10 protein-coding genes are annotated in these 14,945 nt (G+C 55.6%); 9 read left to right on the plus strand and 1 reads right to left on the minus strand.

What is annotated here, in order from left to right; translation table 11 throughout:
* The first annotated feature begins 488 nt into the window (after positions 1-488).
* Positions 489-1,562 (plus strand): endonuclease/exonuclease/phosphatase family protein, encoded by a 1,074-nt coding sequence (locus FYJ65_RS07985; protein WP_154554799.1) that lies wholly within the window; start codon positions 489-491, stop codon positions 1,560-1,562.
* Between the two features lie 46 nt (positions 1,563-1,608).
* Here the strand turns inward: FYJ65_RS07985 and FYJ65_RS07990 are convergent, their stop codons facing one another.
* A complete protein-coding gene (locus tag FYJ65_RS07990) occupies positions 1,609-2,241 on the minus strand; it encodes a CvpA family protein (RefSeq protein ID WP_154554800.1) in 633 nt (210 codons plus the stop codon).
* 33 nt (positions 2,242-2,274) lie between these two features.
* Here FYJ65_RS07990 and FYJ65_RS07995 point away from each other — a divergent pair, with 33 nt between their 5' ends.
* The 8 genes from FYJ65_RS07995 (at position 2,275) to FYJ65_RS09770 (ending at position 14,639) form a co-directional block, all read left to right on the plus strand.
* On the plus strand, positions 2,275-3,810 hold the full coding sequence (locus FYJ65_RS07995) for a sensor histidine kinase (protein ID WP_154554801.1): 1,536 nt from the start codon (positions 2,275-2,277) through the stop codon (positions 3,808-3,810).
* Positions 3,807-4,505 carry a response regulator gene (locus FYJ65_RS08000; RefSeq protein ID WP_287795378.1) on the plus strand — a complete coding sequence of 233 codons (699 nt, stop codon included), beginning with the start codon at positions 3,807-3,809 and terminating at the stop codon, positions 4,503-4,505. Before FYJ65_RS07995 ends, FYJ65_RS08000 begins: the two co-directional genes overlap by 4 nt.
* A gap of 73 nt (positions 4,506-4,578) precedes the next feature.
* Positions 4,579-5,709, plus strand: a complete 1,131-nt coding sequence (locus FYJ65_RS08005) for a DUF3048 domain-containing protein (protein ID WP_206157373.1) — start codon at positions 4,579-4,581, stop codon at positions 5,707-5,709.
* Positions 5,710-7,569: 1,860 nt separating this feature from the next.
* The gene (locus FYJ65_RS08010) at positions 7,570-8,901 is read left to right on the plus strand and encodes an MATE family efflux transporter (RefSeq protein WP_235898241.1); all 1,332 of its coding nucleotides are present in this window, start codon (positions 7,570-7,572) and stop codon (positions 8,899-8,901) included.
* Positions 8,888-12,352, plus strand: coding sequence for an ABC transporter ATP-binding protein/permease (locus tag FYJ65_RS08015; RefSeq protein WP_154554803.1), 3,465 nt, complete (start codon positions 8,888-8,890; stop codon positions 12,350-12,352). The genes FYJ65_RS08010 and FYJ65_RS08015 overlap by 14 nt, the downstream gene beginning before the upstream one ends.
* Positions 12,353-12,377: 25 nt before the next feature.
* On the plus strand, positions 12,378-13,445 hold the full coding sequence (mutY, locus tag FYJ65_RS08020) for an A/G-specific adenine glycosylase (protein ID WP_154554804.1): 1,068 nt from the start codon (positions 12,378-12,380) through the stop codon (positions 13,443-13,445).
* A 104-nt stretch (positions 13,446-13,549) separates the two neighbouring features.
* Complete coding sequence (locus tag FYJ65_RS08025) at positions 13,550-14,491, plus strand: magnesium transporter CorA family protein (RefSeq protein ID WP_154554805.1); 942 nt, start codon at positions 13,550-13,552, stop codon at positions 14,489-14,491.
* A gap of 25 nt (positions 14,492-14,516) precedes the next feature.
* On the plus strand, positions 14,517-14,639 hold the full coding sequence (locus tag FYJ65_RS09770; RefSeq protein WP_268890087.1) for a hypothetical protein: 123 nt from the start codon (positions 14,517-14,519) through the stop codon (positions 14,637-14,639).
* Positions 14,640-14,945: the final 306 nt, after the last annotated feature.

Here is a 14,945-nt window from a genome sequence, read left to right on the forward strand (position 1 = left end):
AACCTTGTTTTCTTGCTTTTTTAACCTCATCTTACCGTTTCCACCCGGCATTCTCCTCTAATCTACCCGGCGGGCGCGGGGAAATTGACGACGAAACCACGGGGTGGGGTATTTCGTCGTCAATTATTCCGAATTCCTAGAAAAGTCATAGAATTAGAAATGAAAAAACGGAATCTCCCGGCGCGGGGCTGTCCAAGTTGGCGCCTGGCTCCTCGCAAAGCCATTGTCTTCCGTCGGGTCACACCAACACCGGCGCCTTGGCCCCGGAAGACGTGGTGCTCGGCGACGAAGGAATAAGGGTTTGCGGTGAGCGACGCACCACGTCCGGCTGGTCGGCCCGCGCCGGGCTCTTTTTGCGGTTATGCTTTTCATCAATTTACAAAAAAGGTATAATGAAGTGGCCCGATTGGCGAGGGGCCGATTCGGACGAAGGAAAGGGACGAGAAGTAAGCAATTTATAACTGGGGGATAATGATAGGAGAAAGAACATGCTTAACAAAATCGCTCGTTTAGTGGGCGCCTTCTGCATCACGCTGGTGGTTCTGCTGCTGATGCTGTTCATCGTGCTGACGGCAATGGAATATCGGCCGGAAAGCACGGAGAAGGTAAGAATCGACAGTCTGGCAGAGGATACCTTTGGTTCCCCGGAGGTGGGATCCACCATCAAGGTGATGAGCTGGAACATCGGCTACGGCGCTTTGGGAGACAATGCGGATTTCTTTATGGACGGCGGAAGTCAGGTGACTACCGCTTCTGCAGAGCGGGTGCAGGAAAACATGCAGGGAATCATCGATGAACTGAAAAGCCAGAAGGCGGATGTGATGTTCCTGCAGGAAGTGGATCGTTTTTCCACCCGTGCCCATCATACCGATGAGCAGCAGGACATTGCGGAATCCATGGATGGATACCAGTCTACTTTTGCCAATAACTTTAAGGTGAGATACGTGCCGTATCCGTGGCCGCCGATTGGTCGCGTGGACAGTGGCATCATGACCTTGTCTCGGTTCACTCAGTCCGATTCCACCCGAATCAGCCTGCCGTGCCCGTTTGAATGGCCGGTGCGCATCGCGAACCTGAAGCGCTGCCTGATGGTGAACCGGGTACCGATTGCGGGAACCAAGAAAGAGCTGGTGATGATCAACCTGCACCTGGAAGCTTACGACAACGGCGAGGGCAAGGTGAAGCAGACCCGGGCCCTGCTGAAGGTGATGGAAGAAGAACAGAAGAAGGGCAATTACGTGATTGCCGGGGGAGACTTCAACCAGACCTTCTCCAACGTGGACATCGGAAAATATCCGAGCAGTGAGGATATTTGGACACCGGGCAAGATTGACGCAAAGGATTTCGGCAAGGACTGGAACCTCCTGATGGACAACAGCAATCCGACCTGCCGTTCCCTGGACAAGGTCTACAAGAACGCGGACAAAAAGGACTGCTACTACTACATGCTGGACGGTTTTATCCTGTCCAAGAATCTGCAGGTGGATTCCATAAAAACAGAGAATCTCAACTTCAAGAATTCCGACCACAACCCGGTAATTCTGAAGGCCACATTGAGTTAGTGGAACGAAAAAAGCGGCGCCCGAAGGGGCGCCGCCGTGTATACGCTTACAGCGAGAATTTTTTCAGCAGTAAAAGCAGCGGATTGATGTCGTAGAGGGGACCGGCGATATAGGAGCTGTTCAGCTGTTCATTGATGGCTTGAATCCGATCCGGGAGGAAGATGCCCGCCAGAGGAAACATAAAGGCCAGGAACAGAAAGACGAACAGGGTTCCCTTCAGCACGCCCACCGCAAAACCGGCAAACGAATCGGTGCTGCCGATGACGGTGCCTTTCTTCCGAGCGATGTGAAGCCGCCGACGAAGGAACAGGGAAATCAAGCTGACTCCGGTGGTGATTAGCAGGAAAGACAGCACGAGAACCGCGGTGGTCGTAAAATGGCTCACCTCAAAAGGAAGGTCCGAAACACCGAAGTTCTGAAGGGTGTCTTCCAAGGCCTTTGGAATAAAGTCCAGCAGGTTCACGGTGGAGCCTTGGAAAATGTTTTCCAGGCCCCGCTGCATGGAGGCCTGCAGGGGTGTTTTTCGAATCAGGGCGCTGAGGGGCCGGGTAAAGGTCGTCGCCAAAGCGATGCCGGCCACCATGGCGGCCAGCCGAATCAGGGACTCTCCCAATCCACGGGATTTTCCCCGAACGGCAAAAACTATAAAAATAAGAATCACAATTATATCTAATATCATAGCTGTATTATACACAATCTGAGTGAGGAAACAATGGAAAAGTATTGGAAATCTCCGGAAGAAAAGGAAGACAATTCCCTCTTCTATCACATCGCCATAATGTGCGGAATCTTCGGCGGCACCTCCATGGTGGCGTACGCAGTTTCCTTGAAATTGATTTCCTCCGAAGCTACCATCATGCTGTACCTGCTCTGCGTATTCCTGGTGGTGTGGCGCACCGGACGATTCAGCTTGGGGGTTATTACCTCAATCGGGTCCACCATGGTGTATTATTATTTCTTCGCATCGCCCAAATTTTCCTATGATATGACTACCCCGCCCCGATACCTCCTCACCATGGGCATCATGATTTCGGTGGCACTGGTCACCAGCGGACTTATTTCCCAGGTTCGGCAGGAAGCCCTGATTGCCCGAGAGAAGGAGACCCTGACGGAACAACTGCTGCGATTGAACAACGACCTGGCCGGCGCAAAAAGCGCAGAAGCCATCATCGGAATCGCTCTGTCTGCCATCAACGAGGGTGTCGGCTGTGCCGCCGGCTACGTGGCGTACGATTCCGGAGGCAAACCCGGAAGCAGATACGTCTTCCAGACTGTGGGATATCACACGGCACTCACCTGGTATCCAATGGAAGAAGATGAAAACGTACGGAATCGGATTCAGAATGGGAAAACGATTTTCGTACGGGGAAAACAATATTACGAATGGCCCTTGCGCGGCCATGCCGGTCTGATGGGAGCGATTCGAATTCGGTTGGAGGAACAAGAAAAACTGGACCGGACGCAGCTCCACCTTGTGCGCTCCATCATCGATAATATCGGGATGGCGTTGGACCGATTCCGCACCGCGGAACTGCGGATTCAGGCCCGGGAAGAGGCCACCCAGGAACGGTTCCGCTCCACATTGCTTCGTTCCATTTCCCACGATATCCGAACTCCGCTCACCAGCATTTCCGGCAACGCGGAGATGCTGATGAAAGCAACCAAGTCGGAAGATTACCGCTACCGCATGGCGAAGAACATCTACGACGATGCCCAGAATCTGTCGGGCATGGTGGAAAACGTGCTGGGCATCACCCGCCTGGAAAGCGGCGTGGAGATTAAGAAGGAAGTGGAAGTGGCGGAGGAAGTCATCGGTGCGGCGGTGCAGCTGACGGAGGTGCACCACCCGGAATACGATATCCAAGTATCCGTGCCGGAGGAAATCCTCATGGTCCCGATGGATGCATCCCTGATTCAGCAAGCCATCACCAACCTGCTGGAAAATGCCATTCACCACACCAAGAAAAAGGATGGGGTGGCAGTCATCCTGGAACGGAAGGGGAACGATGCGGTGTTCACCGTGCGGGACCGTGGAATGGGCATCAATCCGGAGCACTTGGACCGGCTCTTTGAACCGTTTTATCAGTCCAATCGAAGCGATCAGGTGGTGTATCGAGGTTTTGGGTTGGGCCTTTCCATCTGTAATTCCATCGTGAATGCCCACGGCGGCCGGATTCTGGCGAGAAACCGGAAAGATGCGTCCGGGGCGGAAATAATTTTTACGTTGCCTATGGAGGGAGAACAGTGAAACAGACAAAAGAACTTATAATGATTGTGGAAGACGACCGGCAAATTCAGGATTTTATCGCCTACTCGCTGATGACAGCGGGATTCGGCGTGCTGACGGCCGGCGGTGTGGAAGAAGCGATGCGGAAGATGCGGTCCAAAAAACCGGACATCATGGTGCTGGATCTGGGCCTTCCGGACGGAGACGGGCTGGACCTGATTCGGCGGGTTCGGAAGTTTTCGGATATTCCGATTATCGTGGTGTCGGCACGAGATAAGGAAGAGGACAAAATCGAGGCTCTGGATCGGGGTGCAGAGGATTATATCACCAAGCCGTTCTCCGAGTCGGAGCTGATGGCACGGATTCGGGTGCTTCGGCGCCATCTGATTCGGGAAGAGCGAAACCGGATGGGGGCCGAGGTTTCGGTGCGGGGACTGAAGATTAATTTCGACGCGAAGGAAGTGACCCTGGATGGGAACCTTCTGCACGTCACTCCGCTGGAGTACCAGCTGCTGGAACTGCTGTTCCACAACATCGGAAAGGTGATTACCACCCGAACGCTGCTGGACGAGCTGTACGGTGTGAGCTACGGGGACAATACCCAGTCCCTACGGGCGCTGATGGCGGGGCTTCGCCGGAAAATCGAGAAGGTGCCGGGAAAGCCGCAGTACATCGTGACGGAAATCGGTGTGGGTTATCGCCTGAAGGATGAATAGAACCTTGCCGATAATGCCGGAAATAGTGTATTATTAAAGTATATTTTTATGGATGAGAAAGGAAAGCAGAGAAATGAAGAAACGATCCAAAATCCTGATTTCATGCTTGATGATGGTGATTCTTGCGGCAGCCATGATGACCGGCTGCTCCAAGAAGGAAGAGGCGAAGCCGGAACCGGTTCGGAACCCGCTGACCGGATCTGAGAAGTTCGATTCTGCGGCACAGGGAATTCGCCCGGTGGCACTGGTGGTGGAAAACGCTCCGGATGCCCGCCCGCAGTGGGGAATGACGGACAAGAAGTACTCCCCGGATATTATTTTACAGGGAGAAGTGGAGGGCGGAATTACCCGTACCCTCTGGTTCTATGCGGATTACAACAAGCTGCCGAAGAAAATCGGCCCGATGAGAAGTGCTCGTCCGCCGTACATCAAGTTCTCGGAACTGTTCGACGCGATTTTCATTCACTGGGGACAGAGTTCTTCTTCCTCGGAGTACAAGGGTGCCAACACCGTTTTCAAGGAAGATAAGGTGGACCATATCAATCAGATGACCTACAAAGGAAAGGTGGATCTGTACAGCCGGGACAACAGCCGGGACGTATCTTCGGAACACACCGGAATTCTCCACGGCGACAAAGTGGCGGATGCCATCAAGGACAAGAAGTTCCGCACCAAGACCAAGAAGAAGGCAACACAGCTGCAGTTCGGCAAGGGCATTCGGGACCTGAGCAAGAACACCTGTGGAAAGGTGACTCTCACCTGGTCGAGCCGGAGTTTTGAGGATGCGGTATGGACGTACAACCAGGAATCCGGACAGTATGAGACGAAGGATTTTGAGAACAACTTGAGCCGGGAGAACCTGCTGATTCTCTTCGATAAGACCCAGTACATCACAAAATCCAATTACCACGGCACAGGTCAGGGGGTGACTTACTGTGACTACAAGCTGGCCGGCGGCAAGGCGAAGCTGATCAGCAACGGCACCGTAAAGGACATCCGTTGGGATGTAAACGAGGACAACCAGCTGGAGCTGTTCACCCTGGTGGAGAAAAAGGATTCCGACAAGGACGATGAGGATTCCGAGCCGGAGAAGAAGATGGTTTCCCTGAACCCGGGCAAAACCTGGATCGGCTGGGCTTCCTCCAACAACGGCGGCAAGGTAAAGATCAATCCGTTGAAGGAAAAGAAGTCGGAAGAGAAGTAGAGGAAGAAGTAGGAAGCGGGCACCGCGGGTGCCGCTTCCTTTTGTTTTTGTGGAAATGGGAGGGATGTGCCCTGCTGAAAAGCAGATGCTTTTCAGCAGGGCACATCCTTTCTGATTGTGGTGGAAGAGGAGGGCAGCGCTTCCCGAACGTGAAGCGCTGCCGTTCCGGTTTTGAGGAGATGAGTGCCCATTCAATCCGGGGCGGATTGAATGGGCTTCCTGATTTGGAAGGGGGAGCACTTCCGGGAAAAGCTTAGGCGGGAAGCGCTTTCCGATTGGGGCGGCACCGAGCGGGCTCGGTGCCGTGGGGAAAAGAGGGAAATTCCCGCCGACCGTGCGTGGAAGGGAAATTCGCGGGCGGGAATTTCCTTCGGCTTTAGTCTTTAGCGCCGAAGACCCGCTGGGCCCGAGGACGTGGTGCCCCCGGACGAAGGAATAAGGGCTAGCGGGGAGTGAGGCACCACGTCCGGCTCGCCGGAGGCCCGCTGGGCCCGAGAGACGTGGTGCCCGGCGACGAAGGAATAAGGGATTGCTGGGAGTGAAGCACCACGTCCGCACTGCCGAAGGCCCGCTGGGCCCGAGGGACGTGGTGCCCGGCGACGAAGGAATAAGGGCTAGCGGGCGGTGAAGCACCACGTCCGCCCGGCGGGAACGGCTACTGTGCTCGAGGACGTGGTGCCCCCGGACGAAGAAAAAAGGGATTGCGGGCGGTGAAGCACCACGTCCGCCCGACGGGAACGGCTACTGTGCTCGAGGACGTGGTGCCCGGCGACGAAGGAATAAGGGATTGCTGGGAGTGAAGCACCACGTCCGGCTCGCCGGAGGCCCGCTGGACCCGAGAGACGTGGTGCCCGGCGACGAAGGAATAAGGGCTAGCGGGCGGTGAAGCACCACGTCCGCCCGGCGGGAACGGCTACTGTGCTCGAGGACGTGGTGCACCCGGACGAAGGAAAAAGGGATTGCTGGGAGTGAAGCACCACGTCCCCACTGCCGGAGGCCCGCTGGGCCCGAGAGACGTGGTGCCCGGCGACGAAGGAATAAGGGATTGCTGGGAGTGAAGCACCACGTCCGCCCGGCGGGAACGGCTACTGTGCTCGAGGACGTGGTGCCTCAAGACGAAGGAATAAGGGATTGCTGGGAGTGAAGCACCACGTCCGCACTGCCGAAGGCCCGCTGGGCCCGAGGGACGTGGTGCCCGGCGACGAAGGAATAAGGGCTAGCGGGCGGTGAAGCACCACGTCCGCACTGCCGAAGGCCCGCTGGGTCTCGAGGACGTGGTGCCCCCGGACGAAGGAAAAAGGGATTGCTGGGAGTGAAGCACCACGTCCGCACTGCCGAAGGCCCGCTGGGCCCGAGGGACGTGGTGCCCGGCGACGAAGGAATAAGGGATTGCTGGGAGTGAAGCACCACGTCCGCACTGCCGAAGGCCCGCTGGGTCTCGAGGACGTGGTGCCCCCGGACGAAGGAATAAGGGCTAGCGGGGAGTGAGGCACCACGTCCATGACGTCGAGGACCCGTTCGGCTCGCCAAAGGCTTTCGCGTAACTGCACGCTCCTTTCCAATCACCGGTTTTTCACACAGAAAACCGCACAATATGGTAAAATAAAAAGTCATGTAACGGGACGGCGGCAGCCCTGCCCGGCGCCCGAAGGGCCTTCCAATTTGGCGGTAGCCCTGCCCGGCGCCCGGAGGGCCTTCAGTTCCCGAAGGGCTCCGGCTTTCCCGGAGGGTTCAAAGACCTCCGGAGCGGCAGCCCGGCCCCCCCGAAGGGTCCACCGGCCCCCCGGAGGGCCTTCGCTCCCAGCGGGCCCACAGTTCCCGGAGGACCCGCCCACAACCAAAGAAACGAGGTACACATTTATGCAGTTGAGAGGAGAGCCAAAGTCCCTTCGCTCAGAATACATCCGATACATCATTCCATCCATACTGGCTCAGTGGGTGTACACCCTGTACACCGCAGTGGACGGGCTGTTCGTGGCGAAAGGCGTTTCCGTAACGGCCATGACCGCCATCAATATCGCATCGCCGTTTGTGACGGCGATGTTTGCCCTGTCCCTGATGTTCGCGGTGGGCACCTCCACGGTGGTTTCCATCTCATTGGGAGAAGGCCGGAAGGAAAAAGCCAACGAGATATTCAGCCAGAACTTCGCGTTCCTGATCGTACTGTCCCTCCTGATTTCCGGGCTCCTGTTCTGGAAGCTGGAGGAACTGGCCCTGTTCCTGGGGGCTACCAAAGCCACCCTGCCCTATGTGACGAAGTACATCGGAACCATCGCTCCTTTTGCGGTGGTATTTATCGTGTCCTATTCCTTTGAGATTCTGCTGAAGGCGGACGGGCATCCGAAGAAAGCCACCAAAATCGTGATGGTTGGCGTCATCCTGAACTGCATCATGGACTACCTGCTGGTCATCGTGTTTCCGCTGGGCGTCTTCGGTGCGGCCATTGCCACGGCACTGTCCCAGGTGGGGGTCACGGCCCTGTATCTGCGGCACTTCCTGTCCAAGGAAGCCGTGCTGCATTTCACCCGCTTTCATTTTAGCGGGCGCACCATTGTGCGGGCCATGAAAAACGGCCTGTCCTCCGGCATTACGGAGCTGTCCGCCGGACTGACGGTGTACTTTTTCAACCACGCCATCGCGGCCTATCTGGGGGACGAGGCCTTGGTCAGCTATACCATCATCAACTACGTGAACGCCCTGTACATCTATTCCATGACGGGAATCGCTCAGGGCAGCCAGCCGCTAATCAGCTTCTATCACGGGAAAAAAGAAAAATCCGCCACGGCCAAGCTGCTCCGGTACGGCCTGATTACGGCGGCCGGTTTTGCGGCGGTCACCGTGGTGCTGTCCGTATTCGGCGGAGGCCTGCTGGCAAAGCTGTTTATTCCGGCGGATTTGACTCACCTGAGAAATTACACGGTACATGCTTTGCGGATTTTCTGCATCTCCTTTGTGCCGGCGGGATTCACCGTGGTGTTGGCCGGATATTTTGCATCCATCGAACATGCGGGGAAAGCGGTTTCCATCACCATCGGCAGAGCCATCGCGGTGATGCTGCTGGTACTGGTGCTGATGACGAGAGTTTTTGGCGGCGAAGGCATCTGGTGGACCACGCCGATTTCCGAGAGCATTTGTCTGGTGTATGCGGTGATATTGTTTATAAAGGGAAAGGCGAGAGATGCTGCAGATTAAGAACATTCGAAAAGAGTACCGCACCGGGGGACTGGTGCAGAAAGCGCTGGACGGCGTGAGCCTGAATTTCAGGGACAGCGAGTTCGCGGCGATTCTGGGACCCTCCGGTTCCGGCAAAACCACGCTGCTGAACGTACTGGGCGGACTGGACCGGTACGACAGCGGGGACCTGATCATCAACGGGACATCCACCAAGAAGTACACGGACCGGGATTGGGATTCCTACCGGAACCACACCATCGGGTTCGTGTTCCAGAGTTACAATCTGATTCCCCATCAGACCATCCTGTCCAACGTGGAACTGGCACTGACCATTTCCGGAATCGGGAAGGAAGAACGGCGAAATAAAGCGGCGGAGGCCCTGGCCAAAGTGGGTCTGGGCGACCAGCTTCATAAGAAGCCCGGCCAGCTTTCCGGGGGACAGATGCAGCGGGTGGCCATCGCCCGGGCGCTGGTGAATGACCCGGACATTCTTTTGGCGGATGAACCGACGGGTGCGCTGGACAGCGTGACCAGCGTTCAGATTATGGATATCCTCAAAGAAGTGGCGGAGGATCACCTGGTAATCATGGTGACCCACAACCCGGAGCTGGCCCGGGAGTACGCCGACCGGATTGTGGAGCTGAAGGACGGGAATATCATTTCGGACTCCCGGCCTTTTTCCGTGAGCAAAGAGGAAGCGGGAAAAGCGGTGCACCGGAACCTGGGCAAAGCGGCCATGAATTTTGCCACCGCTTTGCAGCTGAGCTTCAACAACCTGAAGACCAAGAAAGCCCGCACCATTCTGGTGGCCTTTGCGGGATCCATCGGCATCATCGGCATTGCCATGATTTTATCCCTGTCCAATGGGGTGAACAACTACATCCGCGGCGTGGAGGAGGACACCATCCGGGAATACCCGCTGACGGTGGACAGCTCCGGCTTCGACATGTCGGCCATGTTCACCCGGGGCGGCGATGGGGATGCCGGCAAGAGTGCGAAAAAGGGGGAGATTCGGGAACTGCAGACGGTGACCAATATGGCCTCTGTCATGGAATCCAATGATTTGAAATCCCTGAAGAAATACATCGACAGCGGCAAAAGTAATTTAGAGAAGCACACGAGAGCCATTGAATACAGCTACGACGTGAAGCCCCAGATTTTCCGGAAAGTGGATACGGAATACCGGAAGGTGAATCCGGACGAAACCCGGAAAAAGATGGGCATGTCCATCAGCTCCTCCATGGCATACAGCAGCATGATGAGCACCGACGTGTTCCACCAGCTGCCGTCAGATCCGTCTCTTTACCGGGACGAGTACGATGTGAAGGCGGGGCACTGGCCGAAGAAGTACAACGAGTGTGTGCTGGTGCTGTCCAAGGAAGGTATGGCCAGCGACATCGCCCTGTACGCCATGGGCCTGAAGAACATGAACGACCTGGACAAGATGCTGAAGGATTTCTCCAAGGGAAAGGACGTGCATCTGGACGAGGATCAGACCGAAACCTTTAACTACAACGACTGCATGGGCATCAAATTCAAGATGATTGGCAGTTCGGATTACTACACCTACGACTCTTCCCAGAACGTGTGGGTGGACCGCTCCGAAGACGACAGCCATATGGACCGCGTCATCGGAAAGGGGGAGGACCTCAAAATTGTGGGCGTGGTCAAGCCGAAGAAGGATGTGGATTTCACCGTGCTGAACGGGGATATCTACTACCCGGCTTCCCTGACGGACCACATGATTCAAAAGGCGGCGGACAGCAAAGTGGTTCGGGCCCAGAAGAAGAGCCGGGACATCAACATCCTCACGGGAAAAGAATTCGGCGAGGAGAGCGACGGACCGGACTTCGAATCCATGTTTTCCTTTGACAAAAACGCCTTTGCCAAAGCCTTCCAATTCGATCCGTCCCAGATTGGCAAGGCCATGAAGGCGCCGTCCAAGAAAATGGATATGAGCGGCCTTATCGACCCGAAGGCCGTGACTCAAATTCCGGGCATGAGCCAAGGAGACATTCAGAAGCTGATGCAGAGCACCAAGCTGAACTTCACTCAAGAGAGCCTGCAGGAGCTTTTCGGCGGCCTGATGAAAGGCTTCCTGGAATACTCCGAGAAAAAGGGCACCGACTACACCAAGATGAACACCGCCTTTCAGGATTACATGAACTCCCCGGCGGCCCGAAAAATCCTCTCGGACAACATGAGCCGCATCCTGAAGACCCACGTGGAGGAGCAGCTGAAGGATGAGAACCTGCAGGACACCATGAAGGATGTGCTTCAGGACTTCCCGAAATACCTGAAGGACAAGGGCATCACCGACCCCGACGGCATCACCGACGAGACCATCGATGGTTTTCTGGCGTCTCAGGGCGTGCAGGACAAACTCTCTGCCAAAATGACTTCTCTAAAAACAAAACTCGAGAACGTGGAGATTTCCGACGAGGATGGGGAGCGGATCATGACGGAGTTGATGGAGGGCTACGCAAAATTTGCGAAGGAGAACAACTATCCTACCACGCAGCAGATGCAGCAGGATTTTCAGGAGTATCTGTCCACCCCGGAAGCCCAGAAAATAATCAATTCCACCGTGGCAAAGAGCATGGACACCTCGGCGCTGGAGAAGAATCTGGCGGCGGCTATGTCCGGATACACCGCCAAGGCGGTGGCCTCCATGTCGGAAAAACTGGTATCCGGCATGATGACCAGCTACATGAAGAGCATGGGCAGCCTGGATTTCTCCAAAGCCTTTAAGATCGATACGGATGCTTTTGCGGACGCCATGGGAATGAACATGAGCGAGAGCGAGATTCAATCCCTGATCACGTCCCTGATGAACACTCAGGCCAACACCTACGAAGGAAACATGAAGAGCTTCGGCTATGCGAAGAAATCCAATCCGACTCAGATTGCCATCTACGCCAAGGACTACGAAAGCAAGGCCGAGGTGAAGGATATTTTGGATGGATACAACCGGAAGATGGTGAAATCGGGCAAAACCGATCAAGAAATCACCTACAACGATCTGGCGGGAGCCCTGATGGGTTCCGTGACCAACATCATCGATGCCATCAGCTACGTGCTCATCGCCTTTGTGTCCATTTCCCTGGTGGTATCTTCCATCATGATTGGAGTCATCACCTATATCAGCGTGCTGGAACGGCGAAAGGAAATCGGAATCCTTCGAGCCATCGGCGCATCCAAGCGGAACGTGGGCCAGGTGTTCAACGCGGAGACCTTTATCATCGGGGCATTGGCCGGACTGATCGGAATCGGCGTGACGGAAATCCTGATTATTCCGACCAACATCATCATCGGCCATGTGACCAGCGTGAACATGCAGGTGTCCCTGCCGGTGGTGGGAGGAATCGTGCTGGTAATCCTCAGCATCATCCTGACCTTGATCGGCGGAATCATCCCATCCCGGAAGGCCGCCAAGAGCGACCCGGTCACCGCCCTGCGCGTGGATTAAATAATTAAACAGAAGGAAAAAGAGATTGAATACATCAAATCGAAATCAACAAGCAGCAAAACTATCGGACCTCTTGCTGTCCTGGTACGACAGTGAACGTCGGATTCTCCCCTGGCGGGAGGATCCGACGCCTTACCATGTGTGGGTTTCGGAGATTATGCTCCAGCAGACCCGGGTGGACACGGTAATTGAATATTATCAGCGGTTCCTTCGGGAGCTTCCGGATGTGAAAGCGTTGGCGGAAGCGGAGGAAGAACGGCTCCTGAAACTGTGGCAGGGGCTGGGCTACTACAGCCGGATTCGGAACATGCACAAGGGGGCCATCCAGGTGATGGAGGAATACGGGGGCGAAATTCCGGGAACCCCCAAAGAGCTGCAGAAGCTGTCCGGCATCGGGGAGTACGTGGCGGCGGCCATCAGTTCCATCGCCTTTGCCTACCCCATCCCTTCTGTGGACGGGAACCTGCTTCGGGTCTACGCCCGCATGACCGGCTACGAGGAAAGCATCCGCACCACCGCCGCTCGAAAGGTGGCCACGGCCTATTACGAGGAAATCCTGGACCGCACCCGGCCCGGGGACATGAATCAGGCCCTGATGGACCTGGGAGCCACCATCTGCCTCCCCAACGGAGCGCCGCTTTGCGGAAAATGCCCATGGCAGATGCACTGTGAGGCCCGCCGGACGGGGAAGGAACAGCAGCTTCCGGTGAAGGAAGAGAAGAAACAGCGGCGAAAAGAAAAACGCACCGTGCTTCGAATCCGGACGGGGGACCGGGTGGTGATTGGGAAGCGCCCGGAACGGGGGCTTCTGGCGAATTTGTACGAGCTGCCCAACGCGGAGGGCTGGCTGACGGAGGCGCAGGCGGAGGAGGCCTGCCGGACGCTGGGATATGAGCCGAAGGCCATCCGGAAGCTGAAGCCGTCGAAACATATTTTTAGCCATGTGGAGTGGCACATGCACGCCTTCGAGATTGAGGCGGAGGAGCGGCCGGACGCGTCGGCGGCAGAAAATGTTTTTTTTGCGGCGGAGAAAAGCGCTTTGCAGGAGGAATATTCCATTCCAACGGCGTTTAAGGCGTATATGGACTTCTGATTCGGGAAGGCGGTTTTTACGCGGATTTTGCAGGTGGCGTGGACCCGCCGGGGGGGAAAAATTGTGGTACAATAGACAGCAATGAGACAGAAAGGAGATGGGGCATGATTAAGTATTTCTACACGCAGAACGGACGGACGAGTTCGGTGCCGAATTTCTGTCACGACTGCTGGGTGAAGATGACCAACCCTTCCAACGAAGAGGCGGAGCTGATTGCGGAACGGATGGGCGTCGAGGTGGACGACCTGATGGCGGCAATTGACCTGGAAGAAAAGACGCGAATTGAACTTCCGGAGAACTACACTTTAATCGTGGTGGACATCCCGTCGGAGGAATACCGGAACGGGGTGCGGGCTTACGTGACCATTCCGCTGGGAATCATTATCACTAAAGAAGCCATCGTGACCATCTGCTCGGAGGAGTCCTTCGTGCTTCGGAATTTCGAGAAGAATCGGATGAATGATTTTTCCACCCGGAAAAAACTGCGGTTCGTGTATCAGATTCTTTTGGAATCCGCTTTGCTGTACCAGAAGGCGCTGTACGCAATCGACCGGAAGCGGCAGGAAATCGAGGAAAAGGTGCGAGACGATGTGGAAGAGGAAGATCTGTTCAGCCTTCACGAGCTGGAGCAGGCGCTGGTGTACTTCGCCACCTCCATTCGTGAGAACGGCAACGTGTTGGACCGCCTCACCCGGTACTCTCGGCTGGAACGCTTCCCGGAGGACCAAGAGCTGCTGGACGATGCCATCGTGGAAAACCAGCAGGCGGTGGAGATGACGGACATCTACCGCAGCATCGTGGACGGCACCCGCCAGCTGATGTCTACGATTTTCGATAACCGGCTGAACAACGTGATGAAAATCCTCACCTCCATCACGCTGATTCTGGCGATTCCGACGGTAATCTCCGGAATGTACGGAATGAACGTGCTGACGAAATACATGCCTTTCGCCCAGACGCCTTTCGGCTTCGGCATCATCAGCGGTATCGTGGTGGTCATCTGCCTGGGCCTGTACGTCGTGCTGAAACGGAAGAAGATGTTGTGATATTGCATGAAAAATGGTACACTTGGTGCAATTTAAGGTAAAAGATCTGCCGAAGCCGACAAAGTTAAGCGTTTCCGGAGGAAAGAGAAAATGTACCATCAAGTTCAAGAAATCTTCCGCACCAAAGAGAAGCGGAAAAGTAAAGTAGTAAAACTTAATCGGATTATGAAGAAAAAGTAGCGGTGCAATGGCGCCGCTACTTTTTCTGTCGATACAGAACAAAAGTGGAAGGGAGTGCAGTCGAATGGCAAATTCGTCCGCACTTCCTTTTCCAATTCCATCCGGGGCCGGGGACGTGGTGCCCCTCGACGGAGGAATAAGGGATTGCGGGGTATGGAGCACCACGTCAGTAAGGGAGGCGGTTCATTCGGAGCGAGGGACGTGGTGCCCCTCCGCGAAGGAATAAGGGCTTGCGGGAGGTGAAGCACCACGTCAATGAGGGCGTCGGCCCATC

It is taken from the genome of Mogibacterium kristiansenii (assembly GCF_009695905.1).
Classification (GTDB): Bacteria; Bacillota; Clostridia; order Peptostreptococcales; family Anaerovoracaceae; genus Mogibacterium_A; species Mogibacterium_A kristiansenii.